Below are 24813 nucleotides of genomic sequence, written 5' to 3'. Positions count from 1 at the left end.
GTTGAAATGACGGACCGTATGCACGCTGCGGCGGAGGTGCCGCTGGCCGCGGGGCAGGGCACGCTGCAATCGGTGCTGCACCCGGCCGGGGCCGACGCCGCCGTCATCGGCCAGTTCGCCTGGGTGCTGTTCGGCGCCGGCGCCGTGATCTTGCTGGCGGTGATGGCGCTGCTGCTGGCCAGCCTGCGCCGCCATGCGCGGCCCCTGCCGGCCAGGGCCTGGATCCTCGGTGCCGGCGTGGCGTTCCCGGTGGTGGTGCTGAGCGCCCTGCTGGTATGGAGCACCTGGCGCAGCGCCGAGCTGCGTCCGCAGACCTCGAACGGCGCCATGGCGCTGTCGGTGACCGCCAGGATGTGGTGGTGGGACGTGCGCTACGCCGGCCCGGGCGGCGGCCCCGAGATCGCCGCTGCCAACGAGATTCACATCCCGGTCGGCCAGGACGTGTACGTCGGCCTGAACAGCGCTGACGTGATCCACAGCCTGTGGGTGCCGGCGCTGGCCGGCAAGCGCGATACGATTCCCGGCCGCGTCACCGGCCTGCGCCTGCGCGCCGACAAGCCGGGCATCTACCGCGGCCAGTGCGCCGAGTACTGCGGCGCCCAGCATGCGCGCATGGCGCTGCACGTGGTCGCCCTGGCGCAGCCGGACTACGACGCCTGGCTGGCGCGCCAGGCGCGGCCGGCCGTGCAGCCGGCGGACGAACTGGCGCTGCGCGGGCGCGCGGTGTTCCTGGAGCAGCGCTGCCAGTCGTGCCACACGATCCGCGGCGTGGCCGAGAGCGCGCAGCTCGGCCCCGACCTGACCCACGTCGGCAGCCGCATGCAGATCGGCGCCGGCACCCTGATCAACCACCGCGGCACGCTGGCCGGCTGGATCGCCGACCCGCAAGCCATCAAGCCCGGCGTGTTCATGCCGCCCGCGTCCGGCATCGACGGCGCCTCGCTGCGCGCGCTGGCGGCCTACCTGGAACAACTGAAATGACGCAGCCCACCGCCAAGCCGGCCGCCACCGCCGCGGGTCCGCAGACGCACGATATCGATACCGGCGCCGGCGCATCGTCCGATGCGCTGCCGAATCCCTTGCCGCGTCCTGCCGGCGAGCTCGAAAAACTGGAAGCGGTCTGGCGCACGCCGCGCGGCTGGCGCTTCATCACCTCGGTCAACAACACCAACATCGGCCTGCTGTACATCGGCACCGCGCTGCTGTTCTTCCTGCTGGCCGGCGTGCTCGGCCTGTTGATCCGCACCCAGCTGGCCGTGCCGGAGAACACGCTGCTGGGCGCCGGCACCTACAACCAGGTGTTCACCATGCACGGCACGGTGATGATGTTCCTGTTCGCGATTCCGGTGGTGGAAGCCATCGCCGTCTACCTGCTGCCCAACATGCTGGGCGCGCGCGATTTGCCGTTCCCGCGCCTGTCCGCGTACGCCTTCTGGGCCTACGCCTTCGGCGGCCTGGCGTTCTTTTGCACGCTGTTCGTCGGCCTGGCGCCGGACGGCGGCTGGTTCATGTACCCGCCGCTGACCGGCATGAAGTATTCGCCCGGCCTGAATGCCGATTTCTGGCTGCTGGGGATCGGCTTCATCGAGATTTCCGCCATCGCCGGCGCCATCGAACTGATCGTCGGCATCCTGTTTACACGGGCGCCGGGCATGACGCTGGGCCGCATGCCGGTGTACGCCTGGGCCATGCTGGTGGTGGGCGTGATGATCGTGTTCGCCTTCCCGGCGGTGATCGCCGGCACCGCGCTGCTGGAACTGGAACGCGCCTTCGACTGGCCGTTCTTCATCCCCGAGCGCGGCGGCGATCCGCTGTTGTGGCAGCACCTGTTCTGGTTCTTCGGCCACCCCGAGGTGTACATCATCTTCCTGCCGGCGGCGGGCATGGTCTCGACCATGATCCCGACCATCGCCGGCACGCCGCTGGTCGGGCGGCGCGCCATCGTCGCCGCGCTGGTCGGCGTGGGCGTGTTCAGCTTCGGCCTGTGGGCGCACCACATGTTCACCGCCGGCCTGGGCGTGCTGGAGATGAGCTTCGTCTCGGCCGCCAGCATGGCGGTGGCGGTGCCGACCGCGATCCAGGTATTCGCCTGGATCGCCACGCTATGGAAGGGCAACGTGCAGCGCGGCGCGCCGACGCTGTTCCTGCTCGGCTTCATGTTCATCTTCGTGCTGGGCGGCCTCACCGGCGTGATGGTGGCGGTGATCCCGTTCGACTGGCAGGTGCACGACACCTATTTCATCGTCGCCCATTTTCACTACGTGCTGATCGGCGGGATGGTGTTCCCGGTGTTCGCGGCCATGTATTACTGGATGCCGCTCATCAACGGCAACCGCCTCTCGGAACAGCTGGCGCGCCCGGTGTTCTGGCTGATGTTCGGCGGTTTCAACGTGTCCTTCTTCCCGATGCACGTGACCGGGCTGCTGGGCATGCCGCGCCGCGTCTACACCTACGCCGCGGACCTGGGCTGGAATGGCCTGAACCTGCTGTCCACGGCCGGCGCCTACGCCTTCGCCGCCGGCGTGCTGCTGTTCTTCTACGATGCGATGCGTACCCTGCGCCGTCCCGAACGCGAGGTCGGCAACCCGTGGAACGCGGCCACGCTGGAGTGGCTGCCGTCCGAGGACTACGGCAACCGCAGTATCCCCCGCATCGCCTCCGCCGAGCCTTTATGGGACCAGCCGGCGCTGGCGCGCGAGGTCGGGCAGGGCGCGCACTACCTGCCGCAGAGCGCCCTGGGGGCGCGCGAGACCATCGCCACCAGCCCGGTCGCGGCGTCTCCGCGCTACCTGCTGGTGCTGCCCGGCGACAGCTGGCTGCCGGTGCTGGCCGCGTTCGGCACCGCCGCCTTCTTTTTGCTGCTGACGGTGAAGGCGAACGTGCTGGCCTGGACCGGCGGCGCGGTCGCGGTGGCGTCCACCATCGCCTGGTTGTGGCAATCCGACCGCCCGGCACCGCTGGACCGGCACGCCGGCGTCGACATCGGCGGCGGACTGCGCCTGCCGGTGGGCGCCGTCCGCACCGGCTCGCACTCGTGGTGGGCCACGATCATCATGCTGGTGGTGGACGCCAGCATCTTCGCTTCGTTCGCATTCGCCTACCTGCACCTGTCGATGCGTTTGCAGGTGTGCCCGCCGCCGGGCAGCACGCTGCCGCCGGTATCGCTGGCATGGCTGTCGGCCGGCCTCCTGGCGCTGGGGTCGGTGCTGGTGTGGCTGGCCACGCGCGCCATCGGCAAGCGGCGCCTGCCCTGGCTGGTGCTGGCGGCGCTGGGCTGCGCGCTGGCCTCGTTCGTGGTCGACCAGCATGGCTTGCGCCAGGCCGGGCTGGACGGCAGCGCCAACGGCTGGGCCGCGGCGGTGGCGGCGCTGGCGGCCTACCAGGGCCTGCACATCGTGCTGCTGGTGCTGCTGGCGCCCTACCTGGCGCTGCGCGCCTGGCGCCGCCACCTGACCGAACGCAGCCGTGCCACGCTCGACAACATCGCCCTGATCTGGCACTACACCACACTGCAGGGTATGGCCTGGCTGGCGGCGGTGCGGCTGGTGCCGCTGCTGATGGAGTGAGTGGAATGGCGACCGAACCGAACCCGAACGCCGCCGCGCCGAACGTGGCGCGGACCGACGAACATTTTTTCTCGCGCCTGCTGCGCGGCATCCTGCCATTGCTGGTCTGGATCGCGCACTTCGCCTTTTGCTACGGCCTGGCGGCGGCGCAATGCACGCCGGCCGCCGCGCGTGCGGGCGGTCCGGATCGCCTGACGCTGGGCCTGGCCACGCTGGCGGCGCTGGCCGCCTGCGCATGGCTGGCCTGGCGCGCGCGCGGGGTGCTGCGGCGCGAGGACGGCGGCCTGCTCGACTGGGCGGCTTTCCTGGGGGCCTTGCTGGCCACGGTGGCGGTGGCCTGGAACGGCGTGCCGGTGCTGCTGGTGGCCGGCTGCGCCTGATGTCCGGCGCGCCCAACATTTTTGAAGCGCCAAAAAAAAAACGCCCGCGCATCGCTGCTGCAGGCGTGAATCCAAGTCAGGGACTTGGAGGAGACAAGGGTGACCGGCACCGGGCCGGAAAACATGACACTAGTGTAAGGTAATTCAGCGCGCCGCAAGCGGCGATTCGGGTTATCCGAGGCGCATGTTCATGTCGGCCTCTGCCTACAATCACCTATGCCAGACGCGATCAGGCCGGCTGCGCCAGCAGCGCCCGCGGCGCGGCGGGGGCGGGCTGGCGCGGCGCGGCCGTTCCGGCATCGACGCGGAACATGCCGACCGTGCGCTCCAGCGTCACCGCCTGTTCGTTCAGGGCGCCCGCCGCGGCCGCCGCCTGCTCGACCAGCGCCGCGTTCTGCTGCGTGACCTGGTCCATCTGCACGATGGCCTGGTTGATCAGGTCGATGCCGGTGCTTTGCTCGGTGGTGGCGAGCATGATCTGGTTCATGGTGCCGGCCGCATTCACCACGCTGGTCACGATGCCGTCCATGGCGGCGCCGGCCTGGCCGGCCAGCACGGCGCCGCTGTCCACACTGGCCACCGCGCTGCCGACCAGCGCCTTGATGTCGCGGGCCGCCAGCGCCGAGCGCTGCGCCAGCGTGCGCACCTCGCTGGCCACCACGGCGAAGCCGCGGCCCTGCTCGCCGGCGCGCGCCGCCTCGACGGCCGCGTTCAGCGCCAGGATATTGGTCTGGAAGGCAATGCCTTCGACCGTGGCGGTGATTTCGGAAATCTTGCCCGAGGAAGCGGCGATCTCGCCCATGGTGTCGACCACCCTGGCCACGATGCGGCCGCCTTCCTGCGCCAGCTGGGCGGCCGAGCCGACCATGTCGTCGGCCAGGCGCGCGTTGTCCGCGTTCTGGCGCACGGTGGAAGTCAGTTCCTCCAGCGAGGACGCGGTTTCTTCCAGGCTGGCCGCCTGCTGCTCGGTGCGGCGCGACAGGTCCAGGTTGCCCTGCGCGATCTCGTCGCTGGCCACGACGATGGCGGCGCTGCCGTCGCGCACGCCGCGCACGGTGCCGGCCAGTTGCGCCTGCATGCGTGCCAGGGCCCGCATCAGCCGTCCCATTTCGTCGGTGCCGCCGGTGCCGATCGGATGCGACAGGTCGCCCGCCGCCATCGCGTCGAAATGGCGCACCGCGTCGTCCAGCGGACGCACGATCGCGCGCACCAGCGCAATGCCGGCGGCGGCGGCCAGCAGCAGGGCGCCGGCCGCGGCGGCGACCGACAGCATCAGGATGCGCCGGTACAGCTGCTGGCTGGCGTCGAACGAGCGCTGGGCGCTCGCCATCTGGTAATCCTCGAGCTTGTCGGAAGCATCGCTGTAGGCAGCGAACAGCGGCTGTATTTCCTTCATCGCCACGCGGTCGATGCGCGCGGCGTCCTGGTCGCGCAGCGCCTGCGCCATGGCGCCCAGGCCATTCTCGACGAAGGCCTTGCGCGCCGCGGCGGTGGCGTCGGAGAGCGCCTTTTCGTCGGCATCCTGCGGCAGCGACAAATAACGCTTCCAGGTCTCGTCCGACTTGGCCAGGAAGCCGTCGGCGCGTTCGAGCAGCGCCGCCAGTTGCGGCGAGTCGGGGTGCAGCACCGCGCGGTCCTGCACCAGGCGCGCCCGGCTGAGCGCATTCTTCGAGGCGCCGATGGCCAGTCCCGACGCCAGCTGATTGCGGTAGGTATCTTCCAGTGCGGCGTTGACCGATTGCATGCCGTAGACGCCGAGCGCACCGGCGGCGGCCACCAGCAGGCCCAGGATCGCCAGCGTGGCAACGAGGCGGGTACGGATATCGAAACGGGTGAGCATGGATCTCTCTCGGGCAGGCACGACGGTGATGGAATACCGCAGCAATGACGGTGAAACGGCTGTGGCAGATACGGCAATACCGGACAGGCAGCGCTGGTTTTATCCGGTGGCGACAGATTCCAAGGTGCCACAGTCATTGATATGAAGCAACAATTGGATAGATTCTTGTTGCTTTCCAGCCCAGGCAACCGTTTGTTTATACTTGCGCCATGAACCCGATCCGTTGCACCTGGGCCAATCCGGCCAACCCGCGCTACCTCGCCTACCACGACCACGAGTGGGGCGTGCCCTGCCATGACGAGACCACGCTGTTCGAGATGCTCAACCTGGAAGGGGCGCAGGCCGGGCTGTCGTGGGAAACCATCCTCAACAAGCGGGAGACCTACCGCGCCGCCTTCGACGGCTGGGATGCGGGAAGGATCGCGCGCTACGACGAGGCCAAGGTGGCATCGCTGCTGGCCGACCCCGGCATCGTGCGCAACCGCCTGAAGGTGGCGGCGGCCGTCAACAATGCGCGCGCCTATCTGGCGCTGCGCGAAGAGGGGTCGAGCCTGGACCAGTGGCTGTGGGATTTCGTCGACGGCACGCCGATCGTCAACGACTGGCCGGACGGCGCGCGCCCGGCCAGGACGGACCTGTCCGACCGCATCTCGAAGGCATTGGGCAAGCGCGGCTTCAAGTTCGTCGGCTCGACCATCGTGTATGCCTACATGCAGGGCATCGGCATGGTCGACGACCACGACCGCGACTGCTTCTGCCGACGGCGGCGCTGAGGAGGCGGGGCGATGGATTACCGTGCAGCGTGGCGCGGGCGGGCGCGCCATACCGTGTTCACGAACCGGCATGACGAGGCGCGCCTCGGCGCGATGATCGACGCCTGGCGCGCCGACCCGGAGCGCCCGCCGCACCTACACGTGATCGCCTTGATCGACGCGGCGCTGCCGGGTTTCCGGCGCGTGCCGCAGGCCGAGCCGGGCCTGACGCTGGACCTGCTCGGCGCCGCGCCCGGCGCGCCGTTCGGTGTCACGCTGGCGCAGTTGGCGGCGCGCATCGACCTGTTCCGCCTGGACGGCGGCGACGCCGTCATCGACGCCATGATCGACGATGACACGGCGCGCGCCATGGCGCGCCTGGCGGCCAGGGATGCCTGCCTGGTGCTGGAAGGAGCGGATGCGATGTCGGCGCCGGCCCTGGGCGCGGCCGCGGCGGCGGCCCTGGCGGCGCACGGCTTCGTGTTCGAAGAAGGGGGAAAGCGCGCGCGCTTCGCCGGCCGCAAGCCGCGCCCGCCGTTGCCGCCGGACCCGCAGCGGCAGGCGATCGTGCTGGGAGCCGGCATCGCCGGCTCAGCGGCCTGCGAGCGCCTGTGCGCGCGCGGCTGGCAGGTGACGCTGGTGGAGCGCCACGCGGGGCCGGCGCTGGAAGCCTCCGGCAACCGCGCCGGCATCTTCATGCCGCTGCTGTCGCGCGACGACAATATCCCGACCCGCCTGACGCGCGCCGCCTACCTGTTCACGCTGCGCCACTGGGAACGGCTGGGCGGCATCGGCCACGCGATCGAGGGCCAGGCTTGCGGCGTGCTGCAGCTGGCGCGCGACGCCGGCCATGCCGCAGTGCAGCGCGCGCTCGCCGCCGGCGGCGTGGGCGGGCGTCCGTACCCGCCCGACTTTGCCGAGTGGCTGGAGCGGCCGCAGGCCGAGGCACTGCTGGGCTCGAGCGCGCCGGATGGCGGCTGGCTGTTCCGCCGCGGCGGCTGGGCGCGCCCCGGCAGCGTGTGCGATGCCTTGCTGGCCGCCTGCGGCGAGCGCCTGGAACGGCGCTTCGGCGTGGGCAGCGTGACCGTCGAACACGACGACGGGCAGTGGCATGTGCTGGACGCGCACGGCATCCCGATCGCGCACGCGCCCAACCTGATCCTGGCCAACGGCGCCGGCGCGGCCGGGATGGCGGAGACGGCGCCGCTGCCGCTCAGCGCAATGCGCGGCCAGGTCTCGCACATCCCGGCGCAGATGCTGCCGCGCCTGCCGCTGGTGCTGTGCCGCGAAGCCTACCTGACCCCGGCCGCGCACGGCATATGCAGCGCCGGCGCCACCTACGACCTCGACCCGGACCCGGTGCTGTCGCTGGCGAGCCACCGGGAAAACCTGGCGCGCCTGCGCGGCCTGCTGGCCGATCCGCACGCGGCCGAGGGTGCGCCGCTGCAGGGCCGCGTGGGCTTCCGCTGCATCGCCCCGGACCGCCTGCCGCTGGTGGGGCGCGTGCCCGACGCCGCCGCGGCCGGCGGCACCGAGCGCCTGCGCGACGTGCCGCGCCATCCGGGCCTGTATGCGTTGCTCGGCTACGCTTCGCGCGGGCTGATCTGGGCCGGCCTGGGCGCCGAACTGCTGGCCGCACAGATCGAGGGAGAACCGCTGCCGCTGGAGACGGCGCTGGTCGATGCGCTCGATCCGGCACGCTTCGTGTTGCGCGCGCGCCGCAGTCCACGCGGGCCGCAAGCGGCCGACATTTGATTTCCATGAGGGAACTTCGGCTGGCAACTGTATAATTTATGCAGTGCAACATTCTCAATGGATCTCAGTGGACCCTCAGTGGACCATTTTATGGAGCCGGCCATGGACGACACGCCCCATTCGCATGCGCTGTCCCTGTTCCTGGCGTCGACCGCGCACGACATGAAGAACTCGATCAGCGTCCTGTCGGGCACGCTGGAGCGCCTGCTGGCGGACGCCGCCACGGCACAGCCGGCATCGGCTGACGAGGCGCCGGCCGCGGCGCACCTGCCGCAGATGGCGCACATGCTGTACCAGACGCGGCGCCTGAACGACAACCTGATGCAGTTGCTGGCCCTGTATAAACAGGTCGGCCAGCCGGCGTATCCGTTCGACGTGCAGCCGCTGCCGCTGGGCCAGCTGGCCGAGCAGGTGGTCGAGCTGGAGCGCGTGCTGCTGGCGGCGCGCGGCATCCGTCTCGAACTCGACGTCGATCCCGAGCTGGTCTGGCACCTCGACGAAGACCTGGTCGTCGGCGTGCTCTCGCATGCGATCAACAACGCCATCCACTACACGCGCGACACGGTGCGCCTGGCCATGCACGAGCTGGACGGCTGGCTAGAATTGCGCGTGGAAGACAACGGCCGCGGCTTTCCGGCGGCGATGCTGGAGGCGGGCGCGATCGCCGGGCGCGCCAGCGCCGGCGGCGTCAACTTCCTCACCAACAGCACCGGCCTGGGCCTGTATTTTTCGGCCGAGGTGGCGCGCATGCACCGCCATCGCGGCTGCCACGGCGCGGTGCGCCTGGAAAACGGCGGCCGGCTGGGCGGCGGCTGCTTCGTGCTGAGGCTGCCGTGACGGCGGCGCCGGCTGAGGCCGTGGCGCCGGCGGCGGCCGCGCCGGTTGCCGCTGCATCTGCTGCTCCAGTACCGGCTGCGCCAGCATCGGCCGCCGTGCCGCCCCCGGCAAGCGCGCCGGTGCCGCTGCTGTCCGCCGTGCCCGCCAAATCCGCCCAGGTCGACTGGGCCGCCAAGCACTACCTGATCGTCGACGATTTCATCGGCGTGCGCCAACTGCTGCGCGAAAGCCTGCGCAGCCTGGGCGCCAGGAACATCGACCAGGCCTCGTCCGGCGGCGAGGCGATCGGCCTGCTGGCGCGCACGCGCTACGACGTGGTGCTATGCGACTACAACCTGGGCGACGGCAAGAACGGCCAGCAGGTGCTGGAAGAGGCGCGCGTGCGCAACCTGGTCAACCCGAGCACGGTATGGCTGGTGGTGTCGGCCGAAAAGAGCGTGGAATCGGTGATGGGCGCCGCCGAGCACCAGCCGGACGCCTACCTGATCAAGCCGATCACCGAAGGCATGCTGCTGACGCGCCTGAACCGCGTCTGGCACAAGAAGCAGGTGTTCCGGCCGATCGACCAGGCCTGCGCCGACAAGGAGTACCTGCGCGCGGCGCGCCTGTGCGACGCCGCCATCGCCGCCGCCCGCCTGCACGAACTCGACCTGCTGCGCATGAAGGCGCGCCTGATGGAGAGAAGCGGCGAACCCACGCGCGCGCGCGAGATCTACGAACAGGTGCTGGCGCAGCGCGAATACCAGTGGGCGCGCGCCGGCCTGGCCAAGATCCGCATGGCCAACGGCGAGTTCGAGCAGGCGCGGCAGGTGTTCCAGGGCGTGATCGCGGAAAACCGCTACTACATCGACGCCTACGACCAGCTGGCCGTGGCCTGGCAGCACCTGGGCAAGCCGGAAGAAGCCTGCGCCGTGCTGGAAAGCGCGGCGCGGCTGTCGCCGAACTCGGTGGCGCGCCAGCGCAACCTGGGCCGCCTGGCCCTCAAGCTGGGCAACGTGGCGCTGGCCGAAAAGGCGTTCCGCAAGTGCATCGCGGTGGGCGAATATTCGGTCATGAAGACGGCCGACGCCTACCTCGGCCTGGCGCGCGTGTGCGGCCAGAAGAACGACCAGAAGGAAGCGCTGCAACTGCTGCTGGCGGCGCAGCGCGACTTCGGCCAGGAGCGCCCCGACGTGCGCCTGCGCGCCAAGATCACCGAGGGCCTGGTCTACCACGAGAGCGGCGACCACCGGCGCGCGCGCCTGAGCGCCGACGAGCTGGAAGACATGCTGCGCGCCGCGCCCGAGCGCCCGGACGTGCCGACCTGCCTGGAACTGGCCACGCTGCTGTTCGCGGCGGGCGGCAAGGACACGCCGGTGGAGTTGCTGTGCTACGTGGTGCGCAACAACCACGACAATCCGCTGCTGCTGGACGAGGTGCAGCGCATCTTCGACAAGGCGCACCTGGCCGACGAGGGCATCGTCCAGATCCGCGGCGCTCGCAAGGAAGCGGCCGACCTGATGAACCAGGGCGTGCTGCTGTGGAAGACCGGCAAGCTGGACGAGGCGGTCGCCTGGACGAGAAACGCGCGCCAGGCCGTGCCGAACAACCAGCGCATCCTGTTCAACGCCGCCCAGATCCTGGTATCGCAACTGCAGCAGCGCGGCCACGATGCGGCGCTGTCCGCCGAGGCGTACGCCATCCTGCACCACGTCGACAGCCTGCTGCCGGGGCAGCAGCGCTTTGCGCAGTTGATGGAGCAGCTGGGCAGGCTGCAGCCGGGGCGGGAGGAGGGTGGGGAAGCGGCCGGGCGGGAGGACGGCGTCGTAACGGCGCCGGACGACACGGCTGAAGGGAAATGAGTCCGTCGTTTCGGGCATTGCCTGCAACGACTCCCCGCGCAGGCGTACCGCCGTCCACATAGTGAGCAACAAAATTCAGTACATCAGAAGCAGCTCAGACACTTCAAGATACCGACTTTGGACACTCAGCATGGGTCCCCGCCAAGGGGGCCGCCGAGGCCGGGGACGACGGGGGATGCGATGCCGGCAACCGTTATGCCTTGTCCGCCTTCGGCCTGCCGCCTCGCCCCTTGCCGTTGCTGCCGGCAGCCCCGCCATTGCCGTTGACGCTGCCGCCTTCCGGCGCCGCGCCGCCAGTCTTCGCCTCGGGCGGCGGCGCTGCCTTGCCCAGGTCGGATGCAGCGGCGGCCGGCGCGGCTGAAGAACCAGCCGCGCCACTCGCCGGCGTCATCGCCGTCGTCACCGCCTGCGTAAATTGTTCTTGCAGCAGATTCCACCAAGCCATTGCAGCCGGCATGCCCATGCTGGCGGCCGACGCCGCCTCCGCACCCGGCGATTTGTCCGCCGCTCCGGCCTGGGACGCATCGCCTTGTGGCGCTCCCGCGCCGGGCTGGGCATTGCCGCCGCCGCTTGCGGTGTGCGGCTTGCCTGCCGGCGCGCCCGCTGCTGCGGATGGCGCCGCCGCCGCCGGTTGCCCGAAGAACGAGGCGAACGGCATGGCCGCCATCTTGTCGGCGCTCACGCCGGACTGGCGCATCGCCTCGGCCATCGAGGCGCCCATCGTCTTGAGCGTGACGAGGGTGCTGCGCTGGACTTCCATGCCCTGGATGGTGCCGCGCAGCATGGTCAGGTTCATGTTCAGCCAGGATTCCACCGCCTTCAGGTCGGCGATGCGTTTCTCGAGCTCGTCGGCCGACAGGGCCGGGCTGGCCAGGCCGGACATGGCGGACATGCCGGGAATGCCGGACATGTTGGTGCCGGGAATGCTCATCGAGCCCCACAGGTTCTTGACAAAATCCAGCGTATCGGTCATCCCGGGAACTGTTGCTGCAGGTGAAGATGGTTTCAGCATGATCGTCTCCTCGTTGGTGCGGTCTAGCGTAACAGATAACCAACAGCGCTTGAAGATGGGCGCGGCTGGCGTCCGGCAGCGTCTGCGTGGAACGGATAGACTAGCGCCATGAGTTTCGCTACCGCTTTGAGGGAAGGCCTGATGCGGCGGCGCCGGCAACTGGCCCTGGTGGCAGTCACGATCCTGCTGCACCTGGTCGTGTTCGACTGGTTCGGCGGCCAGCTCGGACAGCGGCGCGGCGAAGCGCTGCCGCAGGCCGAGGCGCCGATGACGGCGCGCTTGATCGCGTCCGCGTCGCCGTCGCCCGATCCTGCCGCCGCGCCCGCAGCGCCGATCGTGCTGGGGCCGCCTGCGCCGCCGCCGCCCTTGCCGCAGATCGTTCCCGATCCGGTGCCGGCGGATGAAGGCGCGCCTGCACAAACGGACGCGGCCGCCGGTGCCGTCGCAGGCGGTGCGCAGGATGCCGGCGCGGCAGCAGGCACGCCGGTGCCGCCCGGCGCCGTGCCGCCGCCGGACGCTGCACCGGCATCGCCGGCGCCCGCCGCCGCGCACGAGAACCCCGTTGCCGCCGCTGCCACGGCAACGCCGCCGGCGCAGGACGCCGCACCGGCGCCCACGTCCGCACCCGGTGCGCCGCCCGACCTGCTGCCGAATCCGCGCCGCTACAAGGTCGACCTGCCGCCCTCGGCCGACATCACGCTCGACGTCGCGCGCACCGACGCCGACGGCCGCCGCTGGAACGGCGAGGCGCTGCTGTCGTGGCGCGTGGCGCCGTCGAGCTACCGGGTCCGGGTCGAGGCCGGCATCCGCGTCGTGTTCGCGCGCGTTAACCTGCTCGAGCTGACCAGCGAAGGAACGGTTGGAGAACAGGGATTCGTCCCCACCTTGACCACAGAGAAGCGCCGCGGGCGTTCCTTGACGGCGACGCATTTCAACCGCAAGGACGGCACCTTGACCTTTTCGGCGTCGCAGGCGAAGTATGCGCTGTCGGGCGGCGCCCAGGACAAGGCCAGCCTGCCGCTGCAGCTGGCGGCGATCGCGCGCGGCGATCCGAAACAGTTGTCGGGCACGATCGACGTGCTGGTCGGCGAAGACCGCGACGCCAGCGTGTTCACGTTTACGGTGGCCGGCCAGGAAGAGATCGCGACGCGCATGGGCCGCATCGCCACCTGGCACCTGGTGCGTCCGCCCAAGCCGGGTTCGTACCACTCGCGCCTGGAACTGTGGCTGGCGCCGGGCTACGGCTGGTATCCGGTCCAGATCCGCAACACGGAAGCCAACGGCGCGGTCACCACGCAGACGGTCAGCAATATTGCAATGAAAGAGGCAGGGAGCGAATGAAAAAGAATAATTTGACGCCGGCAGCAGCCGGACTGGTGCTGGCCGTGATGCTGGCGAATCCGATCCATGCGGCGCATGCGGCGAGCCCGGCGAATGGGGCGGATGCGCCGGCCGCCGAGGAATCGCATCCGGCCATCAAGCGCGCCTTCGAACTGCCGCCCTCGGCCGACCTGGCGTATTCGATCAGCGCGCGCCAGCGCGGCTTCAACCTGAACGGCGACGCCACGCTGACCTGGCGCGCCGGGGACAACAAGTACGCCATCAACGCCGAGTCGCGCGTGGCGCTGGTGGGCAAGCTGACCGAGAACCGCAGCCAGGGCACGGTCGACATCTACGGCCTGGCGCCGGCCGAGTTCTACGAAAAGCGCTTCCGCAAGGAGCCGGTGACGGCCACCTTCGACCGCGACAAGAAGTCGATCGGCTTCACCGACGGCAAGCAGACGTACCAGATCAAGGGCGGAGAACAGGACCGGGTCTCGGTGTCGTGGCAATTGGCGGCGGTGGCGCGCGCCGCCAAGGACAAGTTCAAGCCGGGTTCGGAATGGCAGTTCTTCGTGGTCGGCCCGCACGATGCCGACCCCTGGACCTTCCGCGTGGTGGGGCGCGAAAAGATCCAGGCCGGCGCCGCCATCGGCGAGGTCGAGGCGGTGCACGTGGTGCGCGCGGTGCCGCCCGGCTCCAAGGACCAGACCCTCGACTTGTGGCTGGCGCCGTCGAAGGAGTGGTATCCGGTCAAGCTGCGCTTCACCGACAACGACCGCGACTACGTCGAACAGACGCTGGAGCGTATCACGCGCAAATAAACCTCACCATCGGACGCTAGCGATCCTGCCAGCCGGCCACGTGGTCCGGCAACGGCGCGGATGACTGATCCGGCGCCTTCGCCAGCGCCGCCGCACAGCGCGCGTCCGGCACCGGCGCGCCGCGCGCCACCCCCAGCGGCAGCACGCCGGCCCAGGTTGCGATGTGCAGATCGTCCTCGTCGTCGTTCGGCGGCCCGCTGCGCACCTTGCACGCCGCTTCGTCCAGCGCGATGCGCATGATCGTGGTGGCGGCGTACTCCTGCGCGTTCCCCGGGCGCACCAGCGGCAGGCGGCCAGGCGCCAGGTGTTCCATGAAGGCTTCCAGCGCCGCTTCCTTGTCCGCTTCCTCCACCACGGTAAAACGGCCGTAGATCATCGCGCTGCGGTAGTTCATCGAATGGTTGAAGGCGGCGCGCGCCAGCACCAGGCCGTCCAGGTGCGTGATCGTCACGCAGCATTCCTGTTCCGTCAGGCGCTTGAGCATGCGGCTGCCGTTCGATCCATGGATGTACAAATGGCCGCCGATGCGCCAGCAGGCGGTCGGGATGCAATGGGTGCCGTGGGCGTCGCCGAAGGCGACGTGGCACAGGTAGGCGGCGTCGACGATGGCGTGCAGGAGCGCGCTGTCGTAGGAAGCGTTCTTGGCGATGCGGCGCACCTGGGTGCGAAGGGAAGGGGCGGTGTCCATGGTCTCTCTGGGTTGGTGGAACGCCAACTATAATCAGGGTGCTGGTCCCATGAACAGGTCCAGCATCGATCGATTTCATGGAGCCACGAAAGGACGGGATGGACTACGCGCTGCTGTTCGATACATTCCGGCAGGCCAATGGAACCCACGCCTGGCCGCGCCAGCGCCTGCTGCACGCCTGCCTGCGCACGGCGATCCGCGACGGCATTTTGGCCGCCGGCACGCGCCTGGCGTCCACGCGCGCACTGGCCGAGGAATTACAGCTGGCCCGCAATACCGTGCTGTACGCCTACGAGCAGTTGGCCAGCGAAGGCTACGTGCTGCCGGACCGGCGCGGCACGGTGGTGGCCGCGCTGGCGGGAGCGGCAGTGGCGGCGCAGCGTACCCAGGGGCCGGCGCCCCAGGCCGGCCTGGCGCGGCGCGCGCGCGACCTGCGCAGCCTGAACGGACCGGCGGGCGGCGGCCTGCCGTTCACGCCCGGCGTGCCGGACTTGCAGGCGTTTCCGCTGGCGCCATGGCGGCGCCTGCTGGAGCGCGCCTGGCGCGGCCTGGATCCGGCGCAGCTGAACTACGGCGACCCGGCCGGCGAGCCGGCGCTGCGCGCGGCGATCGCGGACTACCTGCGCGCCTCGCGCGGCGTGGTGTGCGAAGCGGACCAGGTATTCATCACCGACGGCGCCCAGGGCAGCCTCGACCTGTGCGCGCGCGCCTGCGCCGACGAAGGCGACACCGTCTGGATCGAAGACCCGGGCTACGGCGGCGCGCTGGCCGCCTTCCGCGGCGCCGGCCTGGACGTGCAAGGCATCGGCATCGACGCCGAAGGCATGGCCCCGAGCACGCGCGACTGGCAGGCACGCCCGCCCAGGTTGGTCTACGTGACGCCCTCGCACCAGTTTCCGGTCGGCGTGGTGATGTCGCTGGCGCGCCGGCTGGCGCTGATCGAGGGTGCGCGCAGCGCCGGCGCACTGGTCGTCGAGGACGACTACGACAGCGAATTCCGCCACGAGGGACCGCCGCTGGCGGCGATGCAAGGCCTGGCGCCGGACGCGCCCGTGCTGTACTGCGGCACCTTCAGCAAGACCATGTTTCCCGGCCTGCGCATCGGCTACCTGGTGGCGCCGCCCGGACTGGCGCGCCAGCTGGCGGCGATGCGCGCCCAGTCGTCCGCCGCCGGCCGCGCGGCCGAGCAGCTGGCGCTGGCCGCCTTCCTGCACAGCGGCGACTTTCTGGCCCACCTGCGGCGCATGCGTCGCCTGTACCGCCAGCGGCGCGACGCGCTGGTCGAGGCCGTCGAGCGGCACCTGGGGCGGGCCGTGACGGTGCAGGGCGCGTCGGCGGGCATGCACTTGTCGCTGCTGCTGGAAACGCGCCTGGACGATGCCGCGATCGTGCGCCGCGCGCGTGAAGAAGGGATCGTGGTCAATCCATTGTCGGCGCATGCGACTAGCGAAGGTGCGCCGTGGAACGGGCTGGTGCTGGGTTATGCGCAGGTGCCGGTGGAGGAGATCGACGCGCTGGTGAAGCGGCTGGCGGCGGTGGTGCACCTGGCGGCATACGAGGCTGGCAAAAGGTAGATCGTCAGGGTGCGCAAGCGATGGCTGAGACGGAAAGCGCGACCGGTCAGGAGCACGCGGCTATTGATAGATGAAATAATTTCTCATAAAGAGTGACAGTAAGCTTTATTTTAAAAGCAGACATGCTGGTTGAAAATCCGACCGAATTTTTCATGCGATTGTATTCTGCGTAGCTACATTATGGGAACCTCGAAAAACCTCGGCTGACCTGGCCCTGGCTGGGTAAAATCTTGAGATCGAACCAAGCCAGCGAGTGTCGCCGTGATGAAGCCCAGGATCAGTCTATTTGCCGAGCAGGAGCGCGAGGACCGGCGCGCGAAGCTGGGCGATCCGCTGGTGGGCCTGGCCGAGCATGTGGATTTCGAGGCGCTGGCGGGGAGCATCGATGCCGCCGCGCCGCGTCCGTCGCGTGCCAAGGGCGGCCGTCCGCCATACCCGACAGTATTGATGATCAAGATCTTGGTGCTGCAACAGCTCTACAACCTGGCCGACGACGCGCTGGAATATCAGTTGCTGGACCGGCGCAGCTTCCTGCGTTTCCTGGACCTGACGGAAAGCAGCAGCATCCCGGACGCCAAGACGATCTGGCTGTTCCGTGACCGCCTCGCGCAGGCTGGCGTAGGCAATCAGGTATTCGAGCAAGTCCAGCAGCAGTTACTGTCGCAGGGCTATCTTGCGCGCTGCGGCCAGATCGTCGACGCATCGCTGGTACAAGCCCCGATCCAGCGCAACAAGCGCGAGGAGGCCGAGACGGTCAAGGAAGGCACGATGCCGTTGGGCTGGAAACCGCACAAGCGCGCGCAAAAGGACGTCGATGCCAAATGGACCAAAAAGCACGGCAAGAATCATTTTGGGTACAAGCTGCACGCCAGCGTCGACAAGCGTTGCAAGCTGATCCGCAAGATCGCCATCACCCATGCCGCTGTGGCCGATACCACGGTCTTCGAGGAGTTGCTCGACCTGAGCAACACGAGCCGGGATGTCTATGCCGACCGTGGCTATCCCAGCATCGAACGCGAAGCCAGATTGAAACAAGCCGGATGGCGCGTGCATATTCAGCGACGCGGCCATGCGACCAAAGGCATTTCCGAGACGCAGAAACGGCGCAACCGCGCGATCGCTATCCCGCGAGCCCGTGTTGAGCATGTATTCGGCGCCCTGGCTCAAATGGGTGGAAAACTGGTGCGCTGCCTTGGCATCGTGCGCACGACCTTCGTCCTGCAGTTGAAGGCTGCCAGCTACAACCTCAAGCGTCTCGTATTCTTGAAAGAACGCGGTCTGGCACCGTTCTAAACCCACGGTTTGGCAGCCTGCGGCTGCCAAACCAGCCTGTTCATATACGTGTCGCGATCAAAAATCGCGTTGTCGGAGCGTCGCGGTACGCTGAATCGTGCTTCAGATTGCCTGCTGGCGTTCAAAACTGGGTTATTCGAGGTGGCCTTATGTAGTGCAGTAATTGGTCACATAGACTGCTGTCTTGCACACTTATTCAGGCACTCAAGGACTGGTACGAAAAACGCCATGAATTGTTCAGAAAGCGCGTGTATAAGCAGGTGGGTCTTGACGGCTAACCTGATATTCGCTTGTGAAACATTTCGTGGCACAGCAGCTTTTACTTCTAGTCGGCTGGAAAAGTTCCTTGTATATTAATTTCGTGCTAGAAATAGCGCTCTCGTGAAAACAATTATGGGAATCTGAAAATTCAACAAGGAGCGGCATTTGAGCAGACCACTTATTGTCTTGGGCGACAAGACCAGTCATGGCGGCACAGTCATAAGTGCCGATCTCACCTTCGACATCCATGGCAAGTACGTTGCGCGCGTCGGCGACATGACCGTATGCCCAAAATGCAAGGGGACTTTCCCGATCACGTCTGGGCCAAGCGACTTGGTCGACAGTGACGGCAACGGCTACGCGCGCCACATGGATTCGACCGCTTGCGGGGCAAAATTGATTTCCGGTCAAATAACGACGATCTGGTCGGATCAATCGTCGCTGGGCGACCCGGCCGCCGAGGACAAGGCCGAAGCACTGGCGGCCACATCGCTGATCGCAGCAAGCACGACATCGGGTATCTGCCTGGATTGCCTGCTCAAGGCGGCGGCGACCGGCAGCGCGACCGTGGTGCGCGATTGAGCGCCCCACCCGATGTAGTGACGCGGCTCGCGCTATTGCAGCAGAGCACGGCCGCACTGCGGTTGTACGCGCTGGTTGATGGTGTTCAGTACCGCGCGCAGTGCGGCGAACCGTGTACGGCGCGCGAGGGTTTCCATTCACTGTTCGCCGGCACTCCGGACGCGGCCTTGGCCCATGCCGGGCCGTGGCTGATCGATGCCGAGCACGTCGGCGCGAGGCTCGTCGATACGCTGGCGGCAATGGAGCAAGCCGTCCCCGCAGTCAGCTGGCTGATCGCCGCACAAACACTTGAAGGCTTGGCACAACTGCTGCAACTGAACCTGGACATAGAACTACCTGACGGGCGCACTGCGCTGCTGCGCTTTTGGGACCCGCGTGTACTGGTGAACTTGGCCGAGGTGCTGGAACCGGTCCAGCGAGAAAAGTTCTTCACCCACATTCACGAATGGCATCTGCTGCACAAGGGGCAGCGGGTCTGGATAGGAAGGCAGCATGCTCAAGCTTAGCCAAACGCAGTGGGACCAACTGCAGGTGCGCGACACGCACCAGTTCGTGGCCGCCGTGAGCGATCAGTTCTTGGCCAAACGTCTCGACATGCTGGATAGTCCTGGCCGAACCGCGGTTCAAGACCGTATGCAGGCCGCACATGATTACGCGGTGCGTATCGGCTTCACGTCGACGCCGCATATCGTGCGCTTGCTGTACCTCGCGGCAGACGCACCGGGCATACACGACGACCCGCTCATCGATGCTTACCTGCGCAAACCCGGCGCCACGCCGGAACAACGGGTGGATGACATGCTTGCGGTGTTGAACAAGAAACTCGAAAGGGAGCACTGATGGCAGCTCTTGTAATTCCGGCGATTGAGGCGGTGGTCGCGCGCGTGCTCGTGGTAATGGGTGTCGGCGCGGTCGCCGGCGCCGCTGGCGACGCAGCGCGCAAACAGCAGAAAGAAGCCGATAAAGCCAAGTCGACACCGATCGCGCGTACCGATGCGCAGACCAAGGCCAAGGAGAAATGCAAGGAATGTCCACCGGACGCCGGCACGCCCTTCAACCGTTCCACAGCCGGTTGGTCAGAAACATCGATTGCCTACCAGGCGCGGATCGCCGGCCTACCGGTCGGTTCGGGCTTTATCACTGAATGGATGTTTGGTGGCGTGACTTTCGACGGTTTCGACTCAAGTCAGTGTACCCTTAAGGAAGCGAAGGCGAAGTACGATCAGTTCTTTGACGATTACGGCGATCCGCAAGAGTGGTGGAAGGGGGATGAGCCACTGCTGGCAGAAGCATCTCGGCAATCTGCCGTTGCAAAGCCGATACCACCGGTCCAGCTGCGTTGGTACTTCATGCAGCCTATGAGTTATCGGTTTTTCTCAAAAGCGCTTGCGTCCATGCGGCTTCCAATCGAAACGGTGTTCTATCCATGAAACGTCCATACGAACTCACAGCTATATTCCGTCATGCAATCGACCTTAATGTCATGACGATGCTTGATGAGCTATATGGCTTAGTGCCAGATCTCCTCGCTTGTTCACCGATGTTGGATGGGTGGCTTCTCAAAGGCAATACGAAGGCAGAGGCTTTACTTTACGATGTGTTTGGTCCCTCGGGCCCGACCGCTTCCGCCATCGCGGTCCTGACTGAATCATTGAAGCACGATGTTGATCCGCGCATTGTCAGCATGTGGAACGGTCGCGAAGGCAGCGAAGGCGCATCGGTGCAGTATGTTGGTCGACCGGCACCGGAAACAAGTATGCTGGTACTACGCGCAAAACCTGGCGCTTTCACGAATGAATGGGAAGCGGCCGCTGATCTGCTTCGAAGTTCCATCGGACTATTGCATCCCACCGTCGTGACGCTCGATTCGGCAGGCTACTTTGACAAGAAAGTATTCAAAGACCGCCCCGGAATTGGCTGGATGCTTTACCTGCCAAAGGTTCTCACCGCCCAGCAGGTGCCCGAGGCACGCGCGCTGGTTCCGGTGTTGGGAGCAGACAAGAAGCAGATCGGCACCATCGTTGTCACTGTAACGGACGAGCCATTCTCCGATGAGAATCCGGAGCACGTCAAGATCGCTAACGCCATCGAAATCCGATTGGTGGACCAGGACTTGCTGCCACGATACGCCGACCTCTGACCAAATAGTTTCGTGCAGTTTCTTAGGAGAACTCATGCCAGTCAGCTTTCTTTCGAACGATTAGCGCGAAAATTATGGCCGCTTTACAGGACCGCCTTCGCCGCATGAGTAAGGTCCTTTTACTGTGCGCTGTAGCTGGTGTATCGAATTAGCTGCCGGTACTTTATAGGTCCGCTTGTGGCCGATCTCGGCCGGTCCGCCAAGCTTAGCAGTGTGCCCGGCTCGAAAATTCACGGGCTGTCACGACAGGCAGGAACCGACCCGGAGTGGCCCTTCAACTGCCGAGTACGGACGTGACGTCTCGCCATTGGATGGCCTGAGGTAGCTCGTGACCTCGCAAGAATGCAGTAAAAGCTTCAATGACAAGCGGAGCAGATATCCACTCGTCGGCTTGGAGCTTTACTTGACCACCGCTGAAGGCGAGGATAGTACCGTCCGGATGTATGCCGCTCGGCGTTTCCAGATATGCCCGAAAGTGCTTCCCACCTGCCAGAGCTCTCCTTTCAAGCAGACAGGTTAGTCCCCCACCAGCCACCTGCAGGAAATTCCCGTGCTCATCGGTAAGTGACGCAAAAGATGACGGGCCATAAGACCGCAACTTCGTGATCGCAGCGCTTACCTGTGCCTCAGTCGGATCTTGCTTGGGAGCCTTCTTCTCTACTTCAAATAACACGACACCTCTCTCCAAACTGTTCCACGCCAACGGCCGCTCTTGGCCGAATCCAGGTATTGAACATCAAATGAAATGTACTAGAGGAAACTTAGCGTTCATAGTTAGCGGCTCATTGACTGTTTTATTTAGATTGCTATTAGCCGCAACCGAATCGGTTCGATTACTTGCCCATACTGCCCACCTCCTCATAAGCCATCAGACGTATTTGCAGAACGCACAGGATAATCGCAATCGCCGTCTCACCAACAAATCCCGCATCGAACCGGAGATGGAAGAACATCCCCAATGTCGCGCGCCCGAAGAGATAGATCGGAATGAGAAAATTGGAAACCTTGAGCTTGATCTTCAATCGCGCGCCGCAGCATGGACACGTGGTCCGGCCGTCGAAAGGGGGCGAAAGCTGGGCACGCCAGGAGATGGAAAAATGACGGCAATGCGGGCACATGTACATGGGGGCCTTCGTCCGGCAGCACGTTTCGCAAGCTTGTTTCCAGGCTCGGATTGCTACCAAGCCAGGTCGTTCACCGCAGCATACCAGCAGGTCAGGCTGGAAAAATCACGCACTGTCACGGCGAGCCGCACCGGTCTCTCCGTCCAGATCGCCGCGCCGCCACGCACGGCACGCCGCTCGCCCAACCGGTCTACTGCGCCGCTTCGCCCGGATCTTCCTGGCTATCCTTGTCCCAATGTAGCGTCATTGCCTTCGGCGCGCCGCCGACCTTGACGGTACGCTTGAAGGTCTTGTCCTGCGCCGCCGCGCTGATGCGGTAGGTGCCCGGCTGCAGCTTGGCAAAGAACATCGGGCCGGCATTGGCGGCGCTCAGCAGGCTGGCGCCCTTGGCGTCCATGATGTCGACGCGGACGTCGGAGCGGTATTCGCCGCTCTGGGCGTTGGCGAAGGTCAGCTGCAGGTTGTAGTCGGCGCGCACGGCGCGCATGGCGGTCTGTTCTTCCTGGCCGACGCCGCCGTTGACGTAGGCGATGCCGTTCTGTTGCTTTTCGGTGGGCGCCGCCAGCGCGGCGGTGGAAGCCAGGCCGATGGCCAGGGCCAGGACGGCGCTCGTAAAGGGTCGTTGCATGGCGTTCTCCTATCGATATCAATATGACAATGGCATTATGGCTGCGCCGGGCGACGAGGGGCGCGCGCCTGCCGAGCCCGTCAAGCGGCAACCGTCGCCCGTTGCATATCCGCCAGCATCGAAAAGGCGGCCGCCTATTCCTGTTAGTTGCTCATCCCTAACTGTTATACTGACGAACCCGCTGCCGCCTCGGCCGCGCGCGACATGCACAACTGCCTAGCTCTACGATGATCGACAATCTGGCTGGCGCCATCGCCGCCGACTCCCCCATACCGGTTCAGGACGAGTTCGACCCCTTGCAGGCCCACTTCCAGGAAGGCGTGGCGCCCGACGAGATCGAACAGGTCTACCTCCTCAAGCGCGCGCAGCCGATGCTGCAGGCGTTCACCGCGCTGTTCCACGGCGCGCAGGACGGCGTCATCGTGCGCCTGCTGGTGCTGCGCGAACTGGCGGCCGACCCGGCCGACTCGGCGTTTTCGCGCGCCGACATCAACCAGAAGTTCGCCTACCTGATCCCGGAAAGCCTGGAAACGGTGCTGGGCCGCCTGCGCGGCCACGGCCTGCTGGCCTGGGACAACCCGGCGGCGGTGTACCGCATCACGCCGCTGGCGCGCAACGTGCTGGCCGCGCTGGACACGCTGCTGGCGCTGGCGCGTCCGGAACAGGACGAGGCCGAGATGGGCTTCCTGCTGTCGCAGGTGGCCGGCGCCCAGGCGGTCGGCGGCGTCACGGTGGAACAGCTGAAGCACCTGCTGGGCCGCCTGGTCGAGCTGACCGAGGAATTCCGCGACGCCATCGCCTCCGGCTCCGAGTTCCGCCTGCGCACCTCGCAGGCGAAATGGCACATGGCCTGCGACTGGGTCGAGAAGGGTTCGGTGATCCTGCGCGCCATCACCTCGGACGAGCGCGCCGACTCGGCCACCCACCGCGCGGCGCAGGCGATCGGGCGCGCCCAGTCGCAACTGCTGAACATGCAGGGCATGTTCTCGCGTGCCCTGAACCAGATCGAGCGCCAGCGCGTGCACCTGGGCCAGTCCGGCCTGTCGACCACGGACGTGAAACGCTGGCTGCTGGCGCACGAGGACCTGGCCAGCCTGGCCGAGGGTGCCATCGACCGCCCGGTGGTGCCGCTGTTCGTCACGCCGGCCGAGATGATCGACGTGGCCGAGACCGAGCTGCTGCTGGAACGCGCGGCCTACACCGGTCCCACCAGCCTGCCGAGCGGGCAGGACGCGCCGCTGACCGTCAACGACAACCCGGCCATGCAGGTCGAGCTGGACGACTGGCTGAAGCGCCTGTCCGACTTCGCCAACCTCGGCAACTTCCCGGAGTTTTCCGAGGCCGGCCCGCGCAGCGTGCCGATCCAGGATTCGCTGCTGCCGGCCAACTTCGCCGTGGCGTCCTACCGCGCCTCGCTGCTGCCGCTGCTGGGCGACGCCGCCGAGGCCAGCCTGCAGGGCGCCACCGCCGAGCTGGCGCGCCTGCCGGTACGTTTTACATCGGAAGACGAGATGGTGCAGCTGGACGACCCGCACGTGGCGGCGATGTCGCGCGCCTCGCTCTCGCTCGACCTCGGCCTGGATTTCAATCTGGAGCTGGGCCAGGACCCCAATTCGGAAGAAGATGCCCATGAATGACGACGCCCAAATCCTGATCGCGCGCCTGCTCACGCACCAGACCCTGCGCCGCGACGACAAGATGGTCAAGCGCGCGCTGTCGGACGACCAGTTCCGCGCCGAGATCGACAAGCGCTTGCTGGAATCCGGCTTGAAACTGCTCGACAACGTGTACGCCGACCACGTGACGCTGGCGCTGCACCGCAACGTCGAGCCGAAGATCTTCGGCGCCAAGGACATCTGGCAGAACAACAATTTCGGCCTCACGCGCGACGGCGTGGCGCTGCTGGTGGTGCTGTGGGCGCAGATCATCCTGCCCAAGCGCCAGCGCCAGGAAACCCACCAGGCGATCGACGTCGACCAGTCCGACATGTTCGACAAGGACGCGCCGATCCCGCGCGCCGAGGACACCTCGATCGGCATCTCGTACAGCGCGCTGCTGGCGGATTTCGGCGAAAAGCTCGGCAAGAAGACGCGCATGGACATGAACCTGGGCCTGCTGTCGAAGCTCGGCTTCATCGAGCGGCGTGGCGACGTGATCGTGGAAGGTCCGCTGCTGGACCTGCTGATGGACACCGACCTGCTCAAGGAACGCATCATCAACGGCGCCCTGGCCGAGGTATTCAAGCGCGCGCCGCTGTCCGTGAGCGCGCGCCGCCCCGTCAACGACGCGGCCAACGACGCCGAGCCGCAGGCGGCCGAGGCGCAAGCGCAGCCGGCGGACGCATCCGCCGACGCATTGGCCGAACCCGCCGCCACCCCGGACAACCAAGCTTAAGA

23 protein-coding genes are annotated in these 24813 nt (G+C 66.9%); 18 read left to right on the top strand and 5 right to left on the bottom strand.

Going from position 1 to position 24813, the window contains the following annotated elements:
- The first annotated feature begins 6 nt into the window (after positions 1-6).
- The 3 genes from HH212_RS05640 to HH212_RS05630 are packed head-to-tail and all read left to right on the top strand — an operon-like array spanning position 7 to position 3946.
- Positions 7-981 carry a cytochrome c oxidase subunit II gene (locus HH212_RS05640; protein WP_229217588.1) on the top strand — a complete coding sequence of 325 codons (975 nt, stop codon included), beginning with the start codon at positions 7-9 and terminating at the stop codon, positions 979-981.
- A complete protein-coding gene (ctaD, locus tag HH212_RS05635; protein WP_169434502.1) occupies positions 978-3566 on the top strand; it encodes a cytochrome c oxidase subunit I in 2589 nt (862 codons plus the stop codon). The genes HH212_RS05640 and ctaD overlap by 4 nt, the downstream gene beginning before the upstream one ends.
- A 5-nt stretch (positions 3567-3571) precedes the next feature.
- Positions 3572-3946 carry a hypothetical protein gene (locus HH212_RS05630; protein WP_169434500.1) on the top strand — a complete coding sequence of 125 codons (375 nt, stop codon included), beginning with the start codon at positions 3572-3574 and terminating at the stop codon, positions 3944-3946.
- A gap of 229 nt (positions 3947-4175) precedes the next feature.
- Here HH212_RS05630 and HH212_RS05625 read toward each other — a convergent pair whose 3' ends face one another.
- Positions 4176-5786, bottom strand: coding sequence for a Tar ligand binding domain-containing protein (locus HH212_RS05625; RefSeq protein ID WP_169434498.1), 1611 nt, complete (start codon positions 5784-5786; stop codon positions 4176-4178).
- A 209-nt stretch (positions 5787-5995) separates the two neighbouring features.
- Between HH212_RS05625 and HH212_RS05620 the strand changes: the two genes are divergently transcribed.
- The 4 genes from HH212_RS05620 to HH212_RS05605 all read left to right on the top strand — a co-directional run bounded on the left by HH212_RS05620 (position 5996) and on the right by HH212_RS05605 (position 10971).
- Positions 5996-6559, top strand: a complete 564-nt coding sequence (locus HH212_RS05620; protein ID WP_169434496.1) for a DNA-3-methyladenine glycosylase I — start codon at positions 5996-5998, stop codon at positions 6557-6559.
- A 12-nt stretch (positions 6560-6571) separates the two neighbouring features.
- Positions 6572-8293: an FAD-dependent 5-carboxymethylaminomethyl-2-thiouridine(34) oxidoreductase MnmC1 gene (gene mnmC1, locus HH212_RS05615; protein ID WP_169434494.1), complete on the top strand. Its 1722-nt coding sequence runs from the start codon at positions 6572-6574 to the stop codon at positions 8291-8293.
- Positions 8294-8395: 102 nt separating this feature from the next.
- Complete coding sequence (locus HH212_RS05610) at positions 8396-9130, top strand: sensor histidine kinase (RefSeq protein ID WP_169434492.1); 735 nt, start codon at positions 8396-8398, stop codon at positions 9128-9130.
- A 95-nt stretch (positions 9131-9225) separates the two neighbouring features.
- A complete protein-coding gene (locus HH212_RS05605; RefSeq protein WP_370663910.1) occupies positions 9226-10971 on the top strand; it encodes a tetratricopeptide repeat protein in 1746 nt (581 codons plus the stop codon).
- A gap of 193 nt (positions 10972-11164) precedes the next feature.
- Here HH212_RS05605 and HH212_RS05600 read toward each other — a convergent pair whose 3' ends face one another.
- Entirely contained in the window at positions 11165-11983 is an 819-nt protein-coding gene (locus HH212_RS05600; protein ID WP_169434490.1) for a PhaM family polyhydroxyalkanoate granule multifunctional regulatory protein, read from the bottom strand.
- Positions 11984-12091: 108 nt separating this feature from the next.
- Between HH212_RS05600 and HH212_RS05595 the strand changes: the two genes are divergently transcribed.
- Together HH212_RS05595 and HH212_RS05590 are read left to right on the top strand one after the other, a co-directional pair.
- Complete coding sequence (locus tag HH212_RS05595; protein WP_169434488.1) at positions 12092-13324, top strand: DUF3108 domain-containing protein; 1233 nt, start codon at positions 12092-12094, stop codon at positions 13322-13324.
- Entirely contained in the window at positions 13321-14127 is an 807-nt protein-coding gene (locus tag HH212_RS05590) for a DUF3108 domain-containing protein (RefSeq protein WP_229217587.1), read from the top strand. The genes HH212_RS05595 and HH212_RS05590 overlap by 4 nt, the downstream gene beginning before the upstream one ends.
- 16 nt (positions 14128-14143) lie before the next feature.
- Here the strand turns inward: HH212_RS05590 and HH212_RS05585 are convergent, their stop codons facing one another.
- Positions 14144-14815, bottom strand: coding sequence for a pyridoxamine 5'-phosphate oxidase family protein (locus tag HH212_RS05585; protein ID WP_169434486.1), 672 nt, complete (start codon positions 14813-14815; stop codon positions 14144-14146).
- A 98-nt stretch (positions 14816-14913) separates the two neighbouring features.
- Between HH212_RS05585 and pdxR the strand changes: the two genes are divergently transcribed.
- The 7 genes from pdxR to HH212_RS05550 all read left to right on the top strand — a co-directional run bounded on the left by pdxR (position 14914) and on the right by HH212_RS05550 (position 20665).
- Positions 14914-16389, top strand: a complete 1476-nt coding sequence (gene pdxR / locus HH212_RS05580) for a MocR-like pyridoxine biosynthesis transcription factor PdxR (RefSeq protein ID WP_170205284.1) — start codon at positions 14914-14916, stop codon at positions 16387-16389.
- Positions 16390-16653: 264 nt separating this feature from the next.
- Positions 16654-17682: an IS5 family transposase gene (locus HH212_RS05575; protein WP_169433898.1), complete on the top strand. Its 1029-nt coding sequence runs from the start codon at positions 16654-16656 to the stop codon at positions 17680-17682.
- Positions 17683-18108: 426 nt separating this feature from the next.
- Entirely contained in the window at positions 18109-18525 is a 417-nt protein-coding gene (locus tag HH212_RS05570; protein WP_169434485.1) for a PAAR domain-containing protein, read from the top strand.
- Positions 18522-19031, top strand: coding sequence for a DUF4123 domain-containing protein (locus HH212_RS05565; RefSeq protein WP_211172458.1), 510 nt, complete (start codon positions 18522-18524; stop codon positions 19029-19031). The genes HH212_RS05570 and HH212_RS05565 overlap by 4 nt, the downstream gene beginning before the upstream one ends.
- The gene (locus tag HH212_RS05560) at positions 19018-19365 is read left to right on the top strand and encodes a hypothetical protein (RefSeq protein ID WP_169434483.1); all 348 of its coding nucleotides are present in this window, start codon (positions 19018-19020) and stop codon (positions 19363-19365) included. The genes HH212_RS05565 and HH212_RS05560 overlap by 14 nt, the downstream gene beginning before the upstream one ends.
- Complete coding sequence (locus HH212_RS05555) at positions 19365-19955, top strand: restriction endonuclease fold toxin 5 domain-containing protein (protein WP_169434481.1); 591 nt, start codon at positions 19365-19367, stop codon at positions 19953-19955. The genes HH212_RS05560 and HH212_RS05555 overlap by 1 nt, the downstream gene beginning before the upstream one ends.
- Complete coding sequence (locus tag HH212_RS05550; RefSeq protein WP_169434479.1) at positions 19952-20665, top strand: immunity 52 family protein; 714 nt, start codon at positions 19952-19954, stop codon at positions 20663-20665. The genes HH212_RS05555 and HH212_RS05550 overlap by 4 nt, the downstream gene beginning before the upstream one ends.
- Before the next feature lie 833 nt (positions 20666-21498).
- On the opposite strand, the gene HH212_RS05545 is transcribed toward HH212_RS05550, so the two are convergent.
- Entirely contained in the window at positions 21499-21687 is a 189-nt protein-coding gene (locus tag HH212_RS05545) for a hypothetical protein (RefSeq protein WP_169434478.1), read from the bottom strand.
- A 292-nt stretch (positions 21688-21979) separates the two neighbouring features.
- Positions 21980-22417, bottom strand: a complete 438-nt coding sequence (locus tag HH212_RS05540; RefSeq protein WP_169434477.1) for a carboxypeptidase regulatory-like domain-containing protein — start codon at positions 22415-22417, stop codon at positions 21980-21982.
- 227 nt (positions 22418-22644) lie between these two features.
- Here HH212_RS05540 and HH212_RS05535 point away from each other — a divergent pair, with 227 nt between their 5' ends.
- Positions 22645-24054 (top strand): hypothetical protein, encoded by a 1410-nt coding sequence (locus tag HH212_RS05535; protein ID WP_169434476.1) that lies wholly within the window; start codon positions 22645-22647, stop codon positions 24052-24054.
- Entirely contained in the window at positions 24047-24811 is a 765-nt protein-coding gene (locus HH212_RS05530) for a hypothetical protein (protein WP_229217585.1), read from the top strand. The genes HH212_RS05535 and HH212_RS05530 overlap by 8 nt, the downstream gene beginning before the upstream one ends.
- Positions 24812-24813 lie beyond the last annotated feature (2 nt).

The sequence above is a fragment of the Massilia forsythiae genome, assembly GCF_012849555.1.
In the GTDB taxonomy this organism is placed as follows: domain Bacteria; phylum Pseudomonadota; class Gammaproteobacteria; order Burkholderiales; family Burkholderiaceae_D; genus Telluria; species Telluria forsythiae.
Note: the sequence above shows the minus strand (reverse complement) of the source record. Positions and strands in the feature narration are given on the sequence as shown.